This is a genomic window from Streptomyces sp. SID12501, assembly GCF_010550245.1.
In the GTDB taxonomy this organism is placed as follows: Bacteria; Actinomycetota; Actinomycetes; order Streptomycetales; family Streptomycetaceae; genus Streptomyces.
In genome coordinates this window covers 16,122-37,474 of record NZ_JAAGLU010000051.1, presented here as the reverse complement: position 1 = coordinate 37,474, position 21,353 = coordinate 16,122, and the positions used below count along the sequence as shown (strand labels likewise).

17 protein-coding genes are annotated in these 21,353 nt (G+C 69.6%); 4 read left to right on the top strand and 13 right to left on the bottom strand.

What is annotated here, in order from left to right; genetic code table 11:
• Positions 1-68: 68 nt before the first annotated feature.
• The 3 genes from G3I71_RS40300 to G3I71_RS40290 form a co-directional block, all read right to left on the bottom strand.
• On the bottom strand, positions 69-578 hold the full coding sequence (locus G3I71_RS40300) for a hypothetical protein (protein WP_164323047.1): 510 nt from the start codon (positions 576-578) through the stop codon (positions 69-71).
• Positions 579-710: 132 nt separating this feature from the next.
• Positions 711-2,195 carry an ATP-binding protein gene (locus G3I71_RS40295; protein ID WP_239149640.1) on the bottom strand — a complete coding sequence of 495 codons (1,485 nt, stop codon included), beginning with the start codon at positions 2,193-2,195 and terminating at the stop codon, positions 711-713.
• A 30-nt stretch (positions 2,196-2,225) separates the two neighbouring features.
• The gene (locus tag G3I71_RS40290; protein ID WP_164323045.1) at positions 2,226-2,636 is read right to left on the bottom strand and encodes an ATP-binding protein; all 411 of its coding nucleotides are present in this window, start codon (positions 2,634-2,636) and stop codon (positions 2,226-2,228) included.
• A gap of 119 nt (positions 2,637-2,755) precedes the next feature.
• Between G3I71_RS40290 and G3I71_RS40285 the strand changes: the two genes are divergently transcribed.
• Positions 2,756-3,253: a GNAT family N-acetyltransferase gene (locus G3I71_RS40285; protein ID WP_164323043.1), complete on the top strand. Its 498-nt coding sequence runs from the start codon at positions 2,756-2,758 to the stop codon at positions 3,251-3,253.
• A gap of 223 nt (positions 3,254-3,476) precedes the next feature.
• Positions 3,477-4,262 carry a trypsin-like serine protease gene (locus G3I71_RS40280; protein ID WP_164323042.1) on the top strand — a complete coding sequence of 262 codons (786 nt, stop codon included), beginning with the start codon at positions 3,477-3,479 and terminating at the stop codon, positions 4,260-4,262.
• A gap of 126 nt (positions 4,263-4,388) precedes the next feature.
• Here G3I71_RS40280 and G3I71_RS40275 read toward each other — a convergent pair whose 3' ends face one another.
• From G3I71_RS40275 to G3I71_RS40245, 7 genes are all read right to left on the bottom strand, one after another.
• A complete protein-coding gene (locus G3I71_RS40275; protein ID WP_164323040.1) occupies positions 4,389-7,415 on the bottom strand; it encodes a glycoside hydrolase family 3 N-terminal domain-containing protein in 3,027 nt (1,008 codons plus the stop codon).
• 165 nt (positions 7,416-7,580) lie between these two features.
• Entirely contained in the window at positions 7,581-9,194 is a 1,614-nt protein-coding gene (gene cimA, locus G3I71_RS40270; RefSeq protein WP_164323038.1) for a citramalate synthase, read from the bottom strand.
• A gap of 309 nt (positions 9,195-9,503) precedes the next feature.
• Positions 9,504-10,814: a PD40 domain-containing protein gene (locus tag G3I71_RS40265; RefSeq protein ID WP_164323037.1), complete on the bottom strand. Its 1,311-nt coding sequence runs from the start codon at positions 10,812-10,814 to the stop codon at positions 9,504-9,506.
• A gap of 184 nt (positions 10,815-10,998) precedes the next feature.
• Positions 10,999-12,324 carry a KamA family radical SAM protein gene (locus G3I71_RS40260; RefSeq protein WP_164323035.1) on the bottom strand — a complete coding sequence of 442 codons (1,326 nt, stop codon included), beginning with the start codon at positions 12,322-12,324 and terminating at the stop codon, positions 10,999-11,001.
• A gap of 15 nt (positions 12,325-12,339) precedes the next feature.
• On the bottom strand, positions 12,340-13,416 hold the full coding sequence (locus G3I71_RS40255; RefSeq protein WP_164323034.1) for a hypothetical protein: 1,077 nt from the start codon (positions 13,414-13,416) through the stop codon (positions 12,340-12,342).
• Between the two features lie 86 nt (positions 13,417-13,502).
• On the bottom strand, positions 13,503-14,591 hold the full coding sequence (locus G3I71_RS40250) for a branched-chain amino acid aminotransferase (RefSeq protein ID WP_164323032.1): 1,089 nt from the start codon (positions 14,589-14,591) through the stop codon (positions 13,503-13,505).
• Positions 14,592-14,875: 284 nt separating this feature from the next.
• Complete coding sequence (locus tag G3I71_RS40245; protein ID WP_164323030.1) at positions 14,876-15,916, bottom strand: 3-isopropylmalate dehydrogenase; 1,041 nt, start codon at positions 15,914-15,916, stop codon at positions 14,876-14,878.
• 141 nt (positions 15,917-16,057) lie between these two features.
• Here G3I71_RS40245 and G3I71_RS40240 point away from each other — a divergent pair, with 141 nt between their 5' ends.
• On the top strand, positions 16,058-17,629 hold the full coding sequence (locus G3I71_RS40240; protein WP_164323029.1) for a metallophosphoesterase family protein: 1,572 nt from the start codon (positions 16,058-16,060) through the stop codon (positions 17,627-17,629).
• A 34-nt stretch (positions 17,630-17,663) separates the two neighbouring features.
• Here the strand turns inward: G3I71_RS40240 and G3I71_RS52445 are convergent, their stop codons facing one another.
• The gene (locus G3I71_RS52445; protein WP_006374903.1) at positions 17,664-17,795 is read right to left on the bottom strand and encodes a hypothetical protein; all 132 of its coding nucleotides are present in this window, start codon (positions 17,793-17,795) and stop codon (positions 17,664-17,666) included.
• A 289-nt stretch (positions 17,796-18,084) separates the two neighbouring features.
• Between G3I71_RS52445 and G3I71_RS40235 the strand changes: the two genes are divergently transcribed.
• A complete protein-coding gene (locus tag G3I71_RS40235; protein WP_239149639.1) occupies positions 18,085-18,258 on the top strand; it encodes a hypothetical protein in 174 nt (57 codons plus the stop codon).
• 120 nt (positions 18,259-18,378) lie between these two features.
• Here G3I71_RS40235 and pruA read toward each other — a convergent pair whose 3' ends face one another.
• Both pruA and G3I71_RS40225 read right to left on the bottom strand, forming a co-directional pair.
• On the bottom strand, positions 18,379-20,019 hold the full coding sequence (gene pruA, locus G3I71_RS40230; protein ID WP_164323027.1) for an L-glutamate gamma-semialdehyde dehydrogenase: 1,641 nt from the start codon (positions 20,017-20,019) through the stop codon (positions 18,379-18,381).
• Between the two features lie 253 nt (positions 20,020-20,272).
• Complete coding sequence (locus G3I71_RS40225; protein WP_164323026.1) at positions 20,273-21,199, bottom strand: proline dehydrogenase family protein; 927 nt, start codon at positions 21,197-21,199, stop codon at positions 20,273-20,275.
• Between the last annotated feature and the right edge of the window lie 154 nt (positions 21,200-21,353).

Genomic DNA, 21,353 nt, shown 5'->3' with positions numbered 1-21,353 from the left:
GTAGGCAGGGAATAGGACGGAATCTGTCCTAGATGGCCGGGTCCCGTGTCAGCGGTCGGAGGAGGCCCTTAGCCGTCGGCGGGAACACTTGGATTGGTGGTGTCGAAGTAGACCGTGTCCGTGCCTGGGTCGAGGTAGAACCCGCCGGTGTAGGTCCCGGCCGTCATGCCGCGGTCGAAGGCGTCACTCCGAACCCACCGTGCGCCTTCGGGCACGAACTCGGCGATTTCCTCCGGGAGTCGGGGCGGCGTCTCCGGCTGAAAGCTCTGCAGCGACACCCCGGTGATGGCGGCGACCGCACCCGCTTTCAGCTGGGCGGTCCCGACGACACGCACATCGGTGGGACCCGGAACCGACCCCCGCGTATCGGCGCCCAGTCCGATGCCCAGCCAGTGCGCACCCGACAGCGGGCCGAGTCCGGCGAACCTGCGCTCAAGGGGCTCCAGATCGGTGCGGACCTTGGCGCCGTCCGCGTCCGCCTCTTCGCCCTTCTTGGTTCCCGTGCATGCCGTACACGCCGCGAGCAGCGTCACCGCCGCTCCGAGCCCGAGGATCTCCCGGCGTCCAAGACCCACCATCCCACCCACAGGCGCCCTCTCCGAAGTCCCCGCACCTCACGCGTGATCCTAACCGTCGGCCCGGGGCCGACGGGGTGTTCTGTGAGATGGACCAGCAGGTCGCAACCCTGGCCGCGTCGCCCTTTCGCGGGGTCATTCCCCGCTGTACAACCGCGCCAGATCCACCAGAAGCACCTCTCCCCGCCCCTCGGCAGCCCGCAGATCGCCGGTGAATCCGGCCCCGCTGTAGCAGGCGAGCCGCACGGCGGTCGTGTCGACTCCGCGTTCCGCCAGCAGCCGTTCGGCCTGCCGCAGGCGCTCAAGGTGCCCCATCCCCATCACCTGGTCCCACTTGGCCTCTCCCAGGGAGAGGAGTACGCCGTTGTCCTGCCCCACCGCGCCGCGTACGACCACGTCGATCTCATGGCTCGTACGGGCCGTCCGGTCAGGAACCGTCCCGTACGAGACGTCGATCGGCATGCCGCCGAAGGTGTCCGGCGCCGCGAAGTGGGCCACCCACTCACGGCAGATCTGTTCGAAGTGCGGGCCGACGACTGCGGAGAGAAAACGCGGCCGGGCGGTCTCCCAGACGTACTCGGCCATCCCCCGGTCCAGGAGGGCGAGCTTCGGCCGGGAGACGGCGTGATCGAAGGTGATGAGCGGCTCGCCCACCCGGTAGACGCTGCGGTTGCCTCGGAACGCGTCCGCCTCCTTCCGTACGAGTCCGCAGCCCTGGAGAACTGTCAGGGGATGCGTGATGTCGCTGATGGGGCGCTCCAGGCAACCGGCGATCCGGCCTGCCGTCGCGTTCCCTGAGGCGAGTGCGGCGAGGACGGAGTGGTAGAGGGCCCGGTCCCGCAGATCCGACTCGTCGGCGAGGAGATAGCGGGCCTCGCGGTAGAGCGGGGAGCGCGGGGACAGCGCCGTACGGCAGACCCAGGCGTCGAAGTCGGCCAGGTCGACGGGAACGTCGTCGCGTACGAACTCCCTTCGGTAGGCGGGAGTTCCGCCGACAACGCTGTGCACGAGGAGCGCGAGGCGGTGGTCTTCGATGCCCCAAAAGGCGGCTGCCTGCCTGAAGTCGAGGGGATGGACGACCAGTTCGAGCCCGGCTCGGCCGCGCAGGGGTGACGTGCCGCTGAGCAGCTTGCCCATGAACGAGAGCGAGCTGCCGCAGAGGAGCAGGCGGGTACGGGAGTTCAGTCGCTCCGGTCGGCGTGGTCCGTAGGCGACTTGAATGATGGAGGGGAGGGCGGGAGTGGCCCGGGCCAGGTACGGGAACTCGTCGATGACAACGGGGAGGGGGTGTTCCCTGCCCAGGGCGAGGAGAGCGTCGATCGCCTGTTCCCAGCGGTCGAAGCGCATGGGGGCGACGGTTCCGGTGTGCTGGCCCAGCTCCTCGCCGAACCGACGGAGCGACTCGGCCTCCGTCGCCTCGTACGCGCAGAAGTAGAAGCCACCGGCAGCACGGGCGAGCGAGTCGAGGAGAAAGGACTTGCCCTGGCGGCGACGCCCGGAGACGACGGCCAGGGTGGCTTCCGGGCCGGTGTCGGACGCGAAGGCCGTCAGTTCGCTCCACTCCCAGTCGCGGTCGAACATGTCGGCGGGTTTGGGCAGTTCACGGGTCGGGCGGGGCATGGCGGGCCTCCAGCGAGGTCACTTAAGGAACTACGTTTCCCGGAAGTACGTTTCCCTTAACGAACCGGCACCTGGTGAGTCACGCCACAATCCGAACTCGCACCACACCACCTTCCCGGGCCCCCGCTCCCCCACCCCCCACCTGTCCGCCAGCCGCGCCACGATGAGCAGCCCCCGCCCCTCCTCGGCCTCCGGACCGGGGTCCGGCGTGCGGATCTCGCCCGGACCACTGTCGTGGACCTCGACGCGCAGTACCCGGTCGGTGGCCAGGGCCAGTTGGAGGAGGAAGCCACGGCCCGGCGGTACGCCGTGCAGGAGGGCGTTCATGGTCAGTTCGCTCACGCAGAGCAGCACGTCGTCAGTGCGCTCGGGGGTGCCCCAGTCGGTGAGGGTCTCGCGGGTGAAGTCGCGGGCAAGGCGTACGCGGCAACGGCGTCTCACCGCCCGGCTGGTGGCACGCCGCCGGGGAACGGTACGGCCGCCGGTGGCCCGCTTCCCCCAGAACAACCCGGTGTGAATAACCCGATGCGGGGCCCCCGCCCGCGAGTTAGCCTCCGTCCATGACCTGGCTCCCCCCTGATTTCGCCCACCCGCTGCACGTCGACGTGCCCGGCGGGTTTCACCTGCGGCCGATTCGCGGGGCCGACGCCGACCTCGACCACCCGACGGTCATGGGCTCGCGCGAGCGGCTGTGGAGCATCTTCGGGGAGGCCTGGGGGTGGCCCGCCGACACCATCACGTACGAGGCGAATCTCGCCGATCTGGAGCGGCACGCCGCCGAGGCCGACGCTCACGAGTCCTTCAACTACGTGCTGCTCAACGACGACGAGACCGTCGAACTCGGGTGTGTCTACATCGATCCGCCCGAGAAGGCCGGCGCCGACGCCGAGATCTCCTGGTGGGTCGTGGACAGCGCCGTGGGGGGCGCGGTGGAGCAGGCCCTGGACGCTCTCGTACCGCAGTGGATCGCCGACGACTGGCCCTTCGTGAAGCCTCGGTACATCGGGCGTGAACTGTCCTGGGCGGAGTGGCTGCGGCTGCCCGACGCCGCCGAATAACACCGGACACCGGGCACCGGGCACCGGCTTTCGACCCCGATCCGACCCTGCGGCTTGTTAGGGGCGGCCTGAATTCGCCCCTTGTGGACGCACTCACAGCGTTCTCATAATCCTTCAACAGATTTTGACCAGCTCATGCCAGCAAAAGCACGAGTTCTTTCTGTTGATTTGGCATGGGCCTGACATTTCTGCGTATGTCCAACCCCCCACGGAAGGCATCACGTTGAAGAAGCTCATCACCGCGTTCAAGAGAGCCGCGGCCGCCGGCGCCGCCGCGCTCGCGATCATCAGCCTGCAGCCCCTCACCTCCGCGCAGGCCGCTCCGGCGCCCGTCGTCGGCGGAACCCGTGCGGCGCAGGGCGAGTTCCCGTTCATGGTCCGGCTCTCCATGGGCTGTGGCGGCGCGCTGTACACGCAGCAGATCGTGCTCACCGCCGCGCACTGTGTGAGCGGCTCGGGCGCCAACACGAGCATCACGGCCACCGCCGGTGTCGTGGACCTCCAGTCCACCACCGGCCGGGTCCAGGTCAAGTCCACCCGGGTGCTCCAGGCTCCCGGCTACACCGGCACCGGCAAGGACTGGGCTCTCATCAAGCTCGCCACGCCGATCAACCTGCCGACGCTGAAGATCGCCACCACCACGCAGTACAACACCGGTGACTTCACCGTCGCGGGCTGGGGTGCGGCCCGTGAGGGCGGCGCTCAGCAGCGCTACATGCTCAAGGCCACGGTGCCGTTCATCAGCGACGCCACCTGTAAGGCGTACGGCGGCAGCTACAGCGGGCTCGTCGCCGGCGACGAGATCTGCGCCGGCTTCGCGTCGGGCGGCGTCGACACCTGCCAGGGCGACTCCGGCGGCCCGATGTTCCGCAAGGACAACGCCGGTGCGTTCGTCCAGGTCGGCATCGTCAGCTGGGGCGACGGCTGCGCCCGCGCCAACGCCCCCGGCGTCTACTCCGAGGTCTCGACCTTCGCCTCGGCCATCGCCTCGGCGGCGTCAACTCTCTGACGTGTCTCCGCAGCACCCTCCGTACGACGGGCAGGGGCCCGGCGCATCCAGCGCCGGGCCCGTGCCCGTACCCCGTACCCCCGTGCCCGTGAGGGTTTGCCCTCACCAGCATCGCTCCCGGACCACTCAGGCCGCCCGGTACGCGGCCCTCAGCTTCTCCACGGCCGCGCCGTACCGCCCGGTCAGCAGCAGATGGTCGGCGTCCGCGAAGGGCTTGGCGGCGGCCGACGTGATGGCCTGCCCGATCTTCTGCTGCACGATCAACCGTGCCCTGGTGACGAGGGCGCGTCCCGCCTTCCCGTCGTGCACCCGTTCAGCCACGGCCGCCGCGGCCGTCAGCGCCTTCAGGGTCTTTTCGCCGCCCTCCGGGATCTTGGTCCCCGTCGTCAGACCCCAGCCGTACGGGAACTGCGGATCGTACGTCGCGTCACCCACGTTGATCGGCAGCTGGGCCTCCGACTTCGGCCAGGTCAGCGGGAGTTGACCGGTGAACGCGCGCCTGCCGTAGAGCACGTCGGCGACGCCGTCACCCTCGGTGCCCGGCAGCCAGGAGGCGACCAGGGCGTCGATGTCACCGAGCCGGTCGCCGATGAGCTGGGGGCGCCCGGCGACCACCAGTACCGCGCACCTCATCGCCGCGCACACCCTGTCGACCGCCGCCTTGTCGGCGTCGCTCAGCGCCAGGTCGTTGCCGTTGCCGACGTCTCCGACGCCCTCGGCGTACGGGGTCTCGCCGACGACCACCACACCCACGTCGTAACCGGCTGTCGGGGCGGAGGCGTCCTTGGAGTAGGTGAGGTCGCCGCCGGCCTTCCGCATGCCCGCAAGGACGGTCGTGCCCTCGGTGATGTCGCCGGAGGAGCCCTGCCAGGTGACGGTCCAGCCGCCGGTCTGGTTGCCGATGTCGTCGGCGTTGGACCCGGCGACGTACACCTTCTGGGACTTGCCGAGGGGCAGCACACTGTCGGCGTTCTTCAGCAGCACCTGCGACTTCGCCGCCAACTGCCGTGCCACCGAACGGTGTTCGGCCGAGCCGATGTCGGCCGCGCCGCTCGTGTCGGCGTACGGGTGCTCGAACAGGCCGAGCTTGAACTTCTGGGTGAGGATGCGGGAGACCGCGTCATCGATCCGCTTCCCGGTGATCCGGCCGGCGGTCGTCTCGGCTACGAGCGCGGTGCGGAAGTCCTTGTAGGCGTACGGGACCATGATCATGTCGAGGCCCGCGTTGACGGACGTACGGACGTCGGAGGCGTAGTCGCCGGGGATCTGGTCGATGGCCTGCCAGTCGCTGATGACGAAGCCGTCGAAGCCCATACGGCCCTTCAGCACGCCGTTGATCATGTCGGCGCGGGCGTGCATCTTCACCGGGCCCTGTCCGTCCCCCGCGATGTCGAGGGAGGAGTAGGACGGCATGACCGAGCCGACTCCCCGGTCGACGGCGTCCTGGTAGGGGGCCAGGTGGACCGCCTCCAGCTGCTGCCGGGTGACCTCGGTGACGCCCTGGTCGAGGGTGTACGAGCCGGTGGTGGAGGAGCCGTATGTCGTGCCTCCGTCGCCCACGAAGTGCTTGGCGGTGGCGAGGACCTTGTCGTTCCTCTTCAACTCCGTCCCGTTCGCGCGCCCTTGGAGGCCCTGGATCACCGTCTCCATCGACTCGACGAGCGCCGGGTCCTCACCGAACGACTCGTAGGTCCGCCCCCAGCGTTCGTCACGGGCCACGCAGAGACAGGGTGCGAAGTCCCAGGAGATGCCCGTGGCCCGGACCTCGGCCGCCGTCACCTTCCCTGCTCCGTAAGCGAGTTGGGGGTCTCGGGCAGCCCCGATGCCGATGTTGTGCGGCAGGATCGTGGCGCCGGTGAGGTTGTTGTGGCCGTGCACCGCGTCCACCCCGTAGATCAACGGGATCTGGAATCGCGTTGCCTGCGCCCGGAGTTGGAAGCCGTCGACCATCTTCGCCCAGGCCGCCGGGGTGTTGGGCGTGGGCGTCGAACCGCCGCCGGAGAGCAGTGAGCCGAGGTCGTAGGAGGCGATGTCACCGGGCGTCGCCGCGACCGCGCCGCGCTCGGCCTGGGTCATCTGGCCGACCTTCTCCGCGAGGGACATCCGGGAGACGAGGTCGGCGACCCGCTGCTTCACCGGCAACTTGCCGTTCAGATACGGGAGTCCGTGCGCGTCGATGACGATCTGCGGGGTCTCGGCCGGGGCCCTGGCTCCGGTGACCGTGAGCTTGAGGGGGATCGTCTCCGCGGACTCCGCCGCCCTGTCCTTGCGGGTGGGGACCTGGATCGTGCGGGAGGTGCCGGAGGCGGTGCCCGCGGGGAAGGTGAACTCGCCCCGGACGGGGGTGTAGTCGGCGCCGTCCGATGCCGTACCGCCGGTCGTCGTCTCGTAGGTGACGGTCACGGGGTCGGTGAGCGGGGCGGAACCGGTCGTGCCGAGGGTGACGCCGACCTTCGCCGGGCCGCCCTCCTTCACCGGGTACACGGCGGCGTCGGTGGTGACGGACGCGCGCAGCGACTGGTCCGCCTTGCCGTACAACTCGACGCCGTCCATGGCGAACCGGTCGCTGATCCCGACGGGGAGCGTGAGGGCGTACCCCCAGGTCTCGGTGAGGCCGAGGATCTGGTCGATACTGCCGACCGGCTGGTAGTCCGTGCGGTACACGAAGTCGGTGAAGGGGATCTCGATCCGCTTCCAGCCGGTGAAGTCGTCGGTGAAGGAGGTCGTCCAGAGTTCGGAGGCCTCGCCGTTGGCGCCGCCGTCCTTCAGCTCGAAGCTGACCTTCCTGCCGTTGTTCCGGCCCTCCCACCAGAAGCGGACGCCCTTGCTCGCCGACCAGTCGTGGGCGGGCTCGGCGAAGGCGAAGTCATGGGTGAAGCCGCCGTAGCCGCTGATGTCGTAGGTGCCGGTGAGGACCTTGGCGCCCTCGGGGGCGTCCGCCCTTTCGGTGAGGGCGAGTTGGGGTGGGTCGTCGCTGTCGCCGCCCCAGGTGAAGATGGATCCGGCGGGCGGGGAGGCGAAGGGGACCTCGCCCTCGAAGCGGTCCACCGGGACGGGGGCGGGGTCGTCCGCCCCGGCCGCCGTGCCCGCGGCGGCCAGGGGCAGCAGCCCGGTCAGCAAAGTGGCGCAGACGAGCAGGGCGGTTCGTCGCATGGACCTTCCCTCGGCTCTCGGGGTGAAATCAGTCCTTGAGTCCTTGAGTCCACTTGAACACCTCGCGTGTACTCACGGCTGGGAACACGCCGCGAGTCAACAAGTGCCCCTTTGAGCCGTCAAGGTGCGAAACCGCCTCGCGCCACTCTGCCCGAAACCGGTCCTCTACTCGGCGGGCTCCACGCCCGCCCGCAGCAGCCCGTACGTGTAGGCGTCCGCCAGGGCCTCCCAGGACGCGGCGATCACGTTGTCGGCGACGCCGACCGTCGACCACTCGCCCTTGCCGTCCGTGGTGGAGATCAGGACGCGGGTCGTGGACTGCGTACCGTGCTTGCCCTCCAGGATGCGGACCTTGTAGTCCACCAGCTCCAGCTTGGCGAGCGCCGGGTAGATCTTCTCCAGGGCCACCTTCAGCGCGCGGTCGAGGGCGTTGACCGGGCCGTTGCCCTCCGCCGTCGCGACGATCCGCTCGCCCTTCGCGAAGATCTTGACCGTGGCCTCGTTGGCGTGGCTGCCGTCGGGGCGGTTCTCGACGATCGCACGCCAGGACTCGACCTCGAAGTACACGCGGGCCCTGCCCTCGGCCTCCGCGCGCAGCAGCAGCTCGAAGGACGCGTCGGCCGCCTCGAACGTGTAGCCCTGCAGCTCGCGCTCCTTGACTCGCGCCACGACCCGCCCGACCAGCTCGCGGTCGTCGCCGAGGTCGACGCCGAGTTCCTTGCCCTTGAGCTCGATCGACGCGCGGCCCGCCATGTCGGAGACCAGCATCCGCATGGTGTTGCCGACCTGCTCGGGGTCGATGTGCTGGTAGAGGTCGGGGTCGACCTTGATGGCCGAGGCGTGCAGGCCCGCCTTGTGGGCGAAGGCCGAGACTCCCACGTACGGCTGATGCGTGGACGGCGTCAGGTTGACGACCTCGGCGATGGCGTGGGAGATGCGGGTCATCTCGCGCAGCGCGCCGTCGGGCAGGACCTTCTTGCCGTACTTCAGCTCCAGGGCCGCCACCACCGGGAACAGGTTGGCGTTGCCGACGCGCTCGCCGTAGCCGTTCGCCGTGCACTGGACGTGGGTCGCGCCCGCGTCGACGGCGGCGAGGGTGTTGGCGACCGCGCAGCCCGTGTCGTCCTGGGCGTGCATACCGAGACGGGCGCCGGTGTCGGCGAGGACCGTGGCGACGACCGCCTGGACCTGGGCCGGCAGCATGCCGCCGTTGGTGTCGCAGAGGATGACGACATCGGCGCCGGCCTCGGACGCCGCCCGGACGACGGCCTTCGCGTACTCGGGGTTCGCGCGGTAGCCGTCGAAGAAGTGCTCGCAGTCGACGAAGACACGGCGGCCCTGGGCGCGCAGGTGGGCGACGGTGTCGCGGACCATCTCCAGGTTCTCGTCGAGGGTCGTGCGCAGCGCCAGCTCGACGTGCCGGTCGTGGGACTTGGCGACCAGGGTGACGACCGGCGCACCGGAGTCGAGGAGGGCCTTGACCTGCGGGTCCTCGCTCGCCTTGCCACCGGCCCGGCGGGTGGCGCCGAAGGCCACCAGCTGGGCGTGCTTGAAGTCGATCTCCTGCTGGGCGCGGGCGAAGAACTCGGTGTCGCGCGGGTTGGCGCCCGGCCAGCCGCCCTCGATGAAGCCAACGCCGAAGTCGTCCAGGTGCCGTGCGATCGCCAGCTTGTCGGCGACGGTGAGGTTGATGCCCTCGCGCTGGGCGCCGTCGCGCAGGGTGGTGTCGAAGACGTGGAACGAGTCGTCGAGTTCGCTGGGTTCGCTGGGTTCCGTCATGATCTCAAGGCTCCTGAGGATGTCGATCTCGGTCTGTACCGGAATGACCGGCTCCACCGTCCCCCAATGATCCCTCGCACTCGCTCTCCGGCTGAAGGTGGGCCAGAAAAGCGAAAAACCCCTCGCGGGTGCGAGAGGTCTGCGCGCGGGTCGAAGACGACGATGGCCGCCCGTACCTGGTAGTACGAGGCGGTCACTGCGGACCGGCGCGCCTGCTGCCAATAATCGTGGCGAACGAGAGCACGGAGGCAGTCTTGCACAGCACTGCCCCCGCGCTCACAGGTGTCTCAGTATGCGAACCCCGGGTGCTCAGCGCATACGGCGCACGAACCCGTCGGAGTGACCGTTGGTGTCGCCCCGCACGATGTCGGTCGCGGACGACAGGAAGCCCACGATCCTCCCGTCGCGACTGAGCGCCGAGGGCGCGCTGTAGCCCTCCGGCTCCGTCGCGATGCCTCCCGTGATCGTCCTGCTGACGAGCCGGGTGGCTCCGGTGCGCAGGTCGTGCAGATAGACGTTGTCGACGTAGTCGCCGCCCGGCGTCCGCACCGGGAAGTTGTACGCCAGGTACCGGCCGTCGCCGCTGAGGACGTTGCCGCTCAGGTTCCGCTCCCCCGGGCCCTCGTGGTGGACGCGGCGGGTGACGTCCTTGCGCAGGTCCCGTACGAAGAGGTGGAAGCCGTTCGGAGTCGGGTCGCCCACCAGGTCGGTGAGGGAGCTGAAGGCGATGTACCGGCCGTCGTCCGAGAGCGACCCGCCGACGAGGCCGGCGTCGGCCTGCGACGGTGCGCCGGCGTTGTCGACGTTGGCCTGCTCCTCCTTGCCGGTCCGGCGGTCGAAGACCATCAACTCGCTCCGCCCGCCGCGCGGGTGGCGGATGACGTACTCGACGTAGCGGCCGTTGCCGCTGATTCCGGTGCTGTAGACCGTCCACTCCGGGTGGTCGTGGCTGATCCGCGTGACCTTGCCGGTGCGGCGGTCCGTGACGTACGCGGCGAGGTAGTAGCTCGTCCCGCCTTCCATCCGGGCGATCGGTGCGTTGAAGGCGACGTACCGGCCGTCGTCGGAGATCCCGACGCTGCCGTACGCGTTGGCGGTCCCGCCGTCGGGTGTCGTGCTCACCCGTTCGGTGCGGCCGGTGCGGCGGTCGTGGACGTACACGTCCGTGTGGGAGTAGCCGGTCGGCGGCTTTCCGCCCCAGTCGACGAGGTTCGTCGCGTCGGAGGTGAGGACAACGTACCGGCCGTTGCCGCTGATGGTCGCGCCCTGCGTGTCGCCGCCCTCGGACTGGGTGCCGTTCGAGGCGACGCTGACGCGGGTCACCTTTCCGGTGCGGAGGTCGCGCACGAACGCGTCCACGTCCCCGTTGGTGTCGCCCGGCACGATGGTGGTGCCGTAGGTGGCGAACGCGGCGAAGCGGCCGTCGGCGCTGAGAGTCGGCCCGCCCGAGTCGCCGTCGGACTGCACGCCCGCGGCCGACACGGTGACCCGCTCGGTGACGCCCGGTCGCGGCGCCTTCCCGGGCGCCGACGACGCCGTGGTCGCGGGAAGTGCGAGTGTGCCGGCGGCGAGCGCGGCGATGGTCGTCGCGCGCACGAACCGCATGGCTCTGCTGGTCATGTGTTCCCCGTTCCCCCTGTGCACTGCTCCCCCGGCCCCGTACCGAGGGCTCACCTCGATGCAAACGCATCTCACGGTACGGGTCAATCAGTCCTATTACGTACAACCTGGACGGGAGTTCACGCGTCCGTGTGGTCCTCGTCGGACCCGGGAACCTGCGGGCGGCGGACGGCGTCGCCACGCCTCACCCCGCCTCCAGCCCGGGCAGGAACTCCCCCGCCCCGAACGCCGGTTTGAGGTCGGTGAACCAGGTCGCGTCCTCGTCGTACGCGGCGAAGAACGGGCGGTCGACCAGGGCGGGATCGCGCGCCTGGATCAGGTGCAGCACGAAGACCTTCTCCCCGGCCACCTCCGCGACACCGTCCACGCTCACCTTGCCGGGCATCGCCGACATCACCGGGCCGCGCACGGTACGGGCGAGGCCGGAGACCCGGGAGTGGGCGTCCCGGAAGATCCGGTGGGCGCGGACCAGCGGGACTCCGAAGTAGCCCTGCGGGCCCGTGTCCCGTTCCACGAACTGGTAGTACGGCACCGCGCCCAGTGTCGTCGTCTCCTCCCACAACTCGGCCCAGGCGTCGGCGCTGTCGTTGATCCCGGCCACCAGCGGCCCCTGGCAGCGGATCACCGCGCCTGTGTCGCGCACCCGCCGCATCGCCTCGCGTACGACGGCCGGGCGCAGTTCCTGCGGATGCGTGAAGTGGGCCATCAGGGCGAGGTGACGACCGCTCGCCACGACCTTCTCGAACAGCCGTAGCAGGTCGTCGGCGTCCCGGTCGGTGGTGAAGCGGTAGGGCCAGAAGGCGAGGGACTTGGTGCCGACGCGGATCGAGCGGAGGTGATCGATCTCCAGCAGCGGGTCGACGTACCGGCTCAGTACCTCCGTACTCATCACCAGCGGGTCGCCGCCGGTGATGAGCGCGCCGCTGACCTCGGGGTGGGCGCGGAGGTAGGCCGTGGTGGTGGCGATGTCGTCGGTGGCGATGCGGAGTTCGGACTCGCCGACGAACTGGGGCCAGCGGAAGCAGTACGTGCAGTAGGCGTGGCAGGTCTGGCCCTGACGCGGGAAGATCAGCACCGTCTCGGGGTACTTGTGCTGGAGGCCGGGCAACCGGACGCCCTCGTGCACGGGCACGTTGGCGTCCAACTGGCCGGAGGGATGCGGGTTGAGGCGCATCCGGATCTCATGGGCCGCGCGCTGGAGTTCGCGGGCCGGGGCGGCGGTCGCCAGCAGGTCCGCGATCTCCCGCACGTCGGGCGCGGGGAGCATTCCCGTCTGCGGGAAGGTGAGCCGGAAGATCGGGTCGCCGTCGGGTACGGCCGACCAGTCGATCAACTCGTCGACGACGTAGGAGTTCGTACGGAAGGGCAGCACCGTCGCGACCGCACGCAGCGCCAGCCGGTCGGCAGGCGAGAAGGAGCCGACGCGCTGGAGCAGGCCGTCCAGGTCACGCGGGGTGAGGGCGCGGAATCTCGGGCCGCCGCGCGGGGCCGGGTCGTGCGCTGAGCTCATGCTGTGCTGGGGCCTCTATTCCGTGACCAGGGCCGGCGGTCGCAGCCAGACAAATGCCGCCGCTGGTGCATCGTACTTCTCCGCGTAGAACGTGGTGAGTTGCGTGTGCAGCTCGGTCTCGTCGTCGACCACGATGACCTCGTACGCGGCCGAGGGCGTTCCCAAGGCGTCGCTGTACGCAGCGAGCTGGTCGAGGCGGTGGCGGGCCAGGTAGGACACGAGGTCGTGTCCGGCGACGTACCACCGTTCGTCGACGATCACGAACCGGCAGGTGAACTCCCGCCGGGTGGCGGCCTCGTCGACCAGGATGACCGGCATGTGGGTGAAGCGCTCCATGGGCTTGCTCTGCTGCCACAGTTCGTCGAACCGCTGCTCGATGAACGCGCCGAGCGGTGAGCGGACGGCGACTTCCAGCTGGACGCCCTCACCGGAGAGGCGGCCGACGGTGAGGAAGGAGACGAGGGAGTGGCCGTCCCATCGGTAGAGGGTCACGCCGGGCGAGGTCGAGCACAGCCGTACGTCGAGCAGGGTGCGGGCGTGGTCGTCGAGGCGGTCCCGGAAGGAGTGCAGGGTGCGGAGATTGCGCAGGATGTCCCGGCGGATGTCGGCATGCCGTTCACCCAGTTCCTGGCCGCGCAGGATGACGGCGAGGGAGTCGGGGTCGAGGAGCAGGATCTGTACGCGGGCGCCGTGCGCCGTGGCGGAGCGGATGCCGCGGAAGAGGCGCTCGGAGAACTGGGGGCCGAAGACGTTGGAGAAGGTGTCGAGGATCTTCACGTTGGAGTTCGAACCGTGCACCTGGGCGCTGAACCACTCGTAGTCGAGACGGGTGTGCTCGCGGACCCGGCCCTCCTGGGCGCGGCTGATCAGCGGACCGATCACGAAGACGGTGACCGCGACTCCCAGGATGTCGGTGCCGAGGTTGAGCGCGAGGTTCTGGCCGTAGTTGTCCATGCCTGAGCTGTTCCAGAGCAGGAATCCGGCCAGGGCGGCCAGCAGGACGAGGACGGAGAGGCTCTGCGGGCGCCGGGGTTTGCGTAGTTCACGCAGGAGACCGCGCAGACGTGAGCGGCGCGGCGGCCGTGCGGTCATGTGTTCCCCTCCCCCGGTGGAATGAGTGGATACCCACCGGGGGAACGCGCTACGCGCGACGGGGCAACGCTCTGGGCGGACTGGACTCAGCCCAGCAGGTGCATCCAGCCGTGCTTGTCCTCGGCCGTGCCGCGCTGGATGTCGAGGAGTGCCTCGCGCAGCCGCAGCGTGACCTCGCCGGGCTCGCCGCCGCTCTGCTGCCACTCGACGCCGGTGCGCTTGACCGTGCCGACGGGGGTGATGACGGCCGCCGTACCGCAGGCGAACACCTCGGTCAGCGTGCCGTTCTCGGCGTCCCGCTGCCACTGGTCGACGGAGACGCGGCCCACTTCGGCGGTGTAGCCGAGATCGCGGGCGACGGTGAGGAGGGAGTCGCGGGTGACGCCCTCCAGGATGGAGCCGGTGAGGGAGGGGGTGACGATGCGGTCCCCGTACACGAAGTACAGGTTCATACCGCCGAGTTCCTCGATCCACTTGTGCTCGACGGCGTCGACGTAGCAGACCTGGGCGCAGCCGTGCTCGGCGGCCTCGGCCTGGGCGAGGAGGGAGGCCGCGTAGTTGCCGCCGGTCTTGGCGTCACCCATGCCACCGGGGACGGCGCGGACGCGGTCCTCGGAGAGCCAGATGGAGACGGGCTGCACGCCACCGGGGAAGTAGGCGCCGGCGGGGGACGCGATCACCAGGAACAGGTACTCGTTGGCCGGCTTGACGCCGAGGCCGACCTCCGTGGCGATCATGAAGGGGCGCAGGTAGAGGGACTCCTCGCCACCGTGCGCCGGCACCCAGTCCCGGTCCTGGCTCACCAGCGCGTCGATCGCGCCGATGAACGTCTCGACGGGCAGCTCGGGCATCGCGAGACGGCGCGCGGAGTGCTGGAAACGCAGGGCGTTCTTCTCCGGCCGGAAGGTGGCGACGGAGCCGTCGGGCCGGCGGTAGGCCTTGAGGCCCTCGAAGATCTCCTGCGCGTAGTGCAGGGTCATGTTCGCGGGGTCGATGGAGAGCGGGCCGTACGGGACGAGCTGTCCGTCGTGCCAGCCGCGGCCCTCGGTCCACTTGATCGTCACCATGTGGTCGGTGAAGTGGCGGCCGAAGCCGGGGCTGGCCAGGATCGCCTCGCGCTCCGCGCCGGAAAGTGGCGAGGCCGAGGGCTTGAGCTCGATCGTGGGCGTCGTCATGAGTGGGTGTCCTTCACCGGTTTTGTGTGTGACGGGCCGCGACCCACGCCCATGACTGCCCGTGACCGGTCGCCAGTGACTGACTGGCGGCCGGTGTTAGGACGTCCGAGCATTCCCTCGGTCCGCGGCTCCGCGTTCGATTATCGCGCGAAGGGGGCCACGGACGAAAAGGGCGTGAATGCGACCCAGGGGATGATGGTGACACCCGGCGGGGACATAAGAGAAGCCGCCGGGTGCGTAAGCGACCCGGCGGCTTCGAAAGTTTTCGAGTGGAGCGCCGCGGGTCAGCCGGCTACTCGTACGGCGAGGGCGTCGCCGATCTCTTCGGTCGTACGGGCCGTGGTGCCGCGCTCCGCGAGGTCGGCGGTGACGGCTTCCTCGATGCGGGCGGCCTCGGACTCGTAGCCGAGGTGGCGCAGCAGGAGGGCGACGGACAGGACGGTGGCGCTGGGGTCGGCCTTGCCCTGACCGGCGATGTCCGGGGCCGAGCCGTGCACGGGCTCGAACATCGAGGGGAACTCGCCGGACGGGTTGATGTTCCCGCTCGCGGCGACGCCGATGCCGCCGGAGACGGCCGCGGCGAGGTCGGTGATGATGTCGCCGAACAGGTTGTCGGTGACGATCACGTCGAAGCGCTCGGGCTGCGTGACGAGGTAGATCGTCGCCGCGTCCACGTGCATGTACTCGGTGGTGACGTCGGGGAACTCCTCGCCCACCTTGTTGAAGATGTCCGTCCACAGGTGACCGGCGTGCACGAGCACGTTGTTCTTGTGGACGAGCGCCAGCTTCTTGCGGGGGCGGGCCTGGGCGCGGGCGTAGGCGTCGCGGACGACCCGCTCGATACCGAAGGCGGTGTTCAGCGACACCTCGGTGGCGACCGCGTGCGGGGTGCCCTGCCGGATGGTGCCGCCGTTGCCGGTGTACGGGCCCTCGGTGCCCTCGCGGACGACCACGAAGTCGATCTCCGGCTGCCCGGCCAGCGGGGTCGCGACCCCGGGGAGCAGCCTCGACGGACGCAGGTTGACGTGGTGGTCGAAGGCGAAGCGGAGCTTCAGCAGGAAGCCGCGCTCCAGGACACCGGAGGGCACGCTCGGGTCACCGATCGCGCCGAGCAGGATGGCGTCATGCTTCTTGAGCGCGTCCAGGTCGGCTTCGGTGAGGGTCTCACCGGTGGCGCGGTAACGCCGGGCGCCGAAGTCGTACTCCTTGGTCTCCAGCTTCACATCCTGCGGAAGGACGGCGGAGAGCACCTTCAGCCCCTGGGCCACGACCTCCTGGCCGATGCCGTCACCGGGAATCACTGCGAGATTGATGCTGCGAGACATACCGGCACCGTACTCCGGGTCCCATGGGATGACACGCCGTGTCCGCGATACGGACATGGGGCGCCGGACGGCCACCGCTCTTCGACCGGCGTTCACCTGTATGTATGGCGGACGTTGGGGTTTGCTGGGAAGTTCCCTCCCATGGACAGTCCCCCGGACACCCCCGACGTCGGCATCCCGCCGCGGCTGGCCCGCCGGATGAGCATGGCGGAGCAGTACGAGTACCTGCGGGCGCGCCTCACCCGGCGCCGCGCGCTGGTGACGGCGGGCGCGCTGGCCGGCGGCGGCCTGCTCACCGGCTGTTCGTCGGGCACGGGTACGGCGAACCCGGCGACCAGCAAGGTCCCCGGCTCCGCCGTCACCCCTTTCGGCCGCCACCTCGCCTTCGGCGCCGACCCTAAGACGCAGATGCGGATCTCCTGGCAGGTCCCGTTCGCGGTGCGGAAGCCGTACGTACGCGTCGGGCCGACGCCCGGCGACCTGAGCCGCCGCATCGAGGCCGAGGTCCGCCCGCTGCACACGCCTGGCGTGACAGGCGTACGCCTCGACCTGGACCAGTACTACGTGCACGCGGCGCTCGACGGCCTGCGCCCCGGGACGACGTACTACTACGGCGTCGGCCACGAGGGCTTCGACCCGACGTCCGGCGCGCACAAGTCGACCCTCAACTCGTTCCGCACAGCCCCGGCGACCGCCCCCGCGAGCTTCGTGTTCACGGCCTTCGGCGACCAGGGCGTCACGCCCGACGCGCTGGCCAACGACAAGGTGCTCCTGGGCCGGAACCCCGCCTTCCACCTGCACGCGGGTGACATCTGCTATGCGGACGTCACCGGCCACGGCGAGAAGTCGGACAGCTACGACCCGACCGCCTGGGACCTGTTCCTGAAGCAGACGGAGACGGTCGCGAGGTCGGTGCCGTGGATGGTGACGACCGGCAACCACGACATGGAGGCCTGGTACTCGCCGAACGGGTACGGCGGCCAGTCGGCCCGCTGGTCACTCCCGGACAACGGCTTCGACGCCCGGAACACACCGGGCGCCTACTCGTTCACGTACGGCAATGTCGGGATCGTGGCACTCGACGCGAACGACGTGTCGTACGAGATCCCGGCCAACCTGGGCCACACGGACGGCCGCCAGACGGCGTGGCTGGACCGGCGGCTGGCCGAGCTGCGGGCGTCGGACGCGATCGACTTCGTCGTGGTCTTCTTCCACCACTGCGCGTACTCGACGACGTCCGCCCACGCCTCCGACGGCGGCGTACGGGACGCCTGGCTGCCGCTGTTCGACAAGCACCAGGTGGACCTGGTGATCAACGGCCACAACCACGTGTACGAGCGGACGGACGCCCTCAGGGGCGGCCGGGTGGGCCGACAGGTGCCGGTCGGCGCGGCGACCGACCCGACGCGGGACGGCACCGTGTACGTCACGGCGGGAGGCGCGGGCCAGAGCCTGTACAGCTTCCCCTACGGGGTGAAGGACAGCTTCGAGGGGAAGGCCGCCGACCGGGAGTCGGTGGAGACCTACCACTGGACGAGGTCGCAGGAACGGCACGAGGACACGGTGGAGTGGTCACGGGTGCGCTACACCGGCTACTCGTTCCTCTCCGTGGAGGCGGAGGCGGGCGTGCCGGGCACGGCTCCCCGGCTCACGGTGTCGGCACTTGCGCAGAGCGGGGAGCGGATCGACCACTTCGAGGTGCGGCGCGGGTGAGGCGACCTCACCCGCGATGACCCGACGAGGGTCCTCAGTGACCCGTCTGGCCGCCGTTGTCCCGGCGGTCGAGGGCGCGCTGGAGGGCTGCGGCGGCGTTCTTGCGGTCGGACTCGCTCGTCGGGGAGACGTGGCGGACTCGGCGGCGGACGGTCGTCTCGGCCATGGGAAATCGACTCCTTCAAGGAATCCGGGAGTACGGCAGGGGGATTCGAGACGCCGGGTGGGACGGGGAGCGGCGGTACCGCAGGGGTTGCCTGCACGGGGTACCGGCTCAAGACCGTCATTCGCTTGGTCCAGCGAGACGTTCGGCTCCTACCAAGCTAGGTGAGGACAGGGCATCTGTCTCCACACTTACTCGGACTTCCTACTATCTGAGACGGTGGACTGAGTCACACCCCTACATCAAGCCTCAGAACCCTGCGCTGATCCCGGTCGAGGACTACACGGCAGACGTGGCTCGGGTCCACGCGCGTCTCCTTGCCCATGTGCGCAAGGAAGGCAAGCCACGTGATGCCCACGACCTGATCATCGCTGCCACCGCCGCCACCACGGCTCGGATCCTGCTCACCACGGACGGCAAGGCGGCCTTCGACGACCTGCCCGGCGTCCACGCGTCGACCCGCTGAAACGCGACTCCGGACGCGGTGGGCCCGCTCGCCCTCTTGCCCTCTCGCACGAGCTGCCGCGGGCCAGGCAGCCGCCGAACTGATCGGCGACTTCCTGGCCCGGAACCTCAAGGGTGGAGGTCAGCCCATGTGCGGGTACGGGTAGTCGGTCGGCGCGACCAGGGTCTCCTTGATGGCGCGGGTCAGGGTCCAGCGCATCAGGTTCTGCGGGGCGCCCGCCTTGTCGTTGGTGCCGGACGCGCGCCCGCCGCCGAACGGCTGCTGCCCGACGACCGCGCCGGTCGACTTGTCGTTGATGTAGAAGTTGCCGGCCGCGTAGCGCAGCTTCTCCATCGTGTACGCGGCTGCCGCGCGGTCGCCGGAGATGACCGAGCCGGTCAGCGCGTAGTCGGACACGGACTCCATCTGGGTCAGCATGGCGTCGTACGTGTCGGCCGAGCTGTCGTCGTACACGTACACGGCGAGGAGCGGGCCGAAGTACTCGGTGGTGAAGACCTGGTTGGCCGGGTCCGTGCACTCCACGACCGTCGGGCGGACGAACCAGCCGACCGAGTCGTCGTAGGAGCCGCCCGCCACGATCGTGCACGTCGGGTCGGACTGCGCGCGGTCGATGGCGGCCTTGTTCTTGGCGAAGGCACGCTCGTCGATGACCGCGCCGATGAAGTTGGTGAGGTCGGTGACGTCACCCATGGTCAGGTGGTCGACCTCGGCTGCGAACTCCTCGCGGAACCCGTCGTTCCAGATGGAGGCCGGGATGTAGGCGCGGGAGGTCGCGCTGCACTTCTGCCCCTGGTACTCGAAGGAACCGCGTGTGAGGGCCGTCTTCAGGACCGCCCGGTCGGCGCTCGGGTGGGCGACGACGAAGTCCTTGCCGCCGGTCTCACCGACGAGACGCGGGTACGAGCGGTACTTCTCGATGTTCGCGCCGACCGTCTTCCACAGGTACTGGAAGGTCTTGGTGGAACCCGTGAAGTGAATGCCGGCCAGGTCCCGGTGCTCCAGAGCCACCTCGGAGACCTCGATGCCGTCACCGGTGACGAGGTTGATGACGCCCTTGGGCAGCCCGGCCTCCTCCAGCAGTTGCATGAGAAGCACGGCGGAGTGGGTCTGCGTCGGCGACGGCTTCCACACCACCACGTTGCCCATGAGGGCGGGCGCGGTGGGCAGATTGCCCGCGATCGCCGTGAAGTTGAAGGGGGTGATCGCGTAGACGAACCCTTCGAGGGGGCGGTGGTCGAGACGGTTCCAGACGCCCGGGGAGTTGGCGGGCGGCTGCTCGGCGAGCAGGTCGCGCGCGTACTTGACGTTGAAGCGCCAGAAATCGACCAGCTCGCACGGACAGTCGATCTCGGCCTGCTGGGCGGTCTTCGACTGGCCGAGCATCGTGGAGGCGGCGAGGGTCTCGCGCCAGGGCCCTGCCAGCAGTTCGGCGGCGCGCAGGATGATCGCGGCACGGTCGTCGAACGCCATCGCGCGCCAGGCGGGCGCGGCGGCGAGGGCCGCGTCGATCGCGTCCTGGGCGTCCTGCCGGGTGGCGTTGGCGTAGGTGCCGAGGCGGGCCTTGTGGTGGTGCGGCTGCACGACGTCGAATCGCTCGCCGCCGCCCATGCGCCGCGCGCCGCCGATGGTCATCGGCAGATCGACGGGGTTCTCGGCGAGCTCCTTGAGCCTGGCCTCCAGGCGGGCCCGCTCGGGCGACCCGGGGGCGTATCCGTGCACCGGCTCGTTGACGGGGGTGGGGACCTGGGTGACGGCGTCCATGAGCTACCTCTTCCGAGTGAGTATCTGGCTTCGGCCCGCGCGAGCCAAAGCCGTCTACGTATGTTTGGCGGCGGTCAGGGCTTGACCGTCATCAACTCGCTGCGGCGGGCGAGTGAGAAGCCCCCACGGGGGCGGAGTCACTGTGTCCGAATCTCCTTTCCGGACACGGGTCGGCACAGCCGGCCGATGGGCGGTAGCTGCCGTTACCCAGGGAGCACCCGGGTGCCGACAGCTACCGCTCGCCATCAACGATTCAGCCCTTGGTGAGGATCGAGCGGCCGAAGAACAGCAGGTTGGCGGGGCGTTCGGCCAGCCGCCGCATGAAGTACCCGTACCAGTCCGTCCCGTACGCGGTGTAGACACGCATCCGGTGTCCCTCGGCGGCGAGGCGCAGATGCTCGTCGCTCCTGATCCCGTACAGCATCTGGAACTCGTACTCGTCGGGCTTGCGGCTCGCGCGCCGGGCGAGTTCCTGGGCGATGGAGATGAGGCGTGGGTCGTGGGACCCGATCATCGGGTACCCCTCGCCCTCCATCAGGATCCGCAGGATGCGGACGTACGCCTTGTCCGTCTCGGCCTTCTGCTGGTAGGCGACCTCGGCGGGCTCCTTGTACGCGCCCTTCACCAGCCGTACGCGGCTGCCGCTGTCGGCGAGGCGGCGGGCGTCGGCCTCGGTGCGGTACAGGTAGGCCTGGATGACGCAGCCGGTCTGCGGGAAGTCCTTCCGGAGTTCCTCGTGGATCGCGAACATCGAGTCGAGGGTGGTGTGGTCCTCGGCGTCGAGCGTGACCGTCGTACCGATCGCGGCGGCTGCCTCGACGACGGGCCGGATGTTGGCGAGGGCCAGCTCGTGGCCACCGTCCAACGCCTGCCCGAACAGCGACAGCTTGACGGACATCTCGGCGCGGGTGCCCAGCTCGAGTTCCCCGAGCCGCTCGACCAGCTCCAGATAGGCGTCCCGGGCGGCGGCGGCCTGCTCGGGGTTGGTGATGTCCTCGCCGACCACGTCCAGGGTGACTTCCAGGCCCCGGTCGGTGAGGTCCTGGACGATCGGCACCACGTCGTCGACCGTCTCGCCGGGGATGAAGCGGTCGACGACCGGCCTGGTCACCGGGGCGGCCGAGATCAGTCGGCGCAGCCGGTCGCTGCGCGAGGCGGCGAGAATCACGGGACCCAGCACGGGGCACCTCCACAAAAGGCCGGCAAACGAAGAACCGGAGAACCGGACAACCGGAGAACCACCGTGAAACCTAGGGATCCTTCCGATCGTGGGCCATCGACAGCTGTCACGCATCCGTGCCCCAGATCTCATACAGATGTCTGAAGACGGTGCC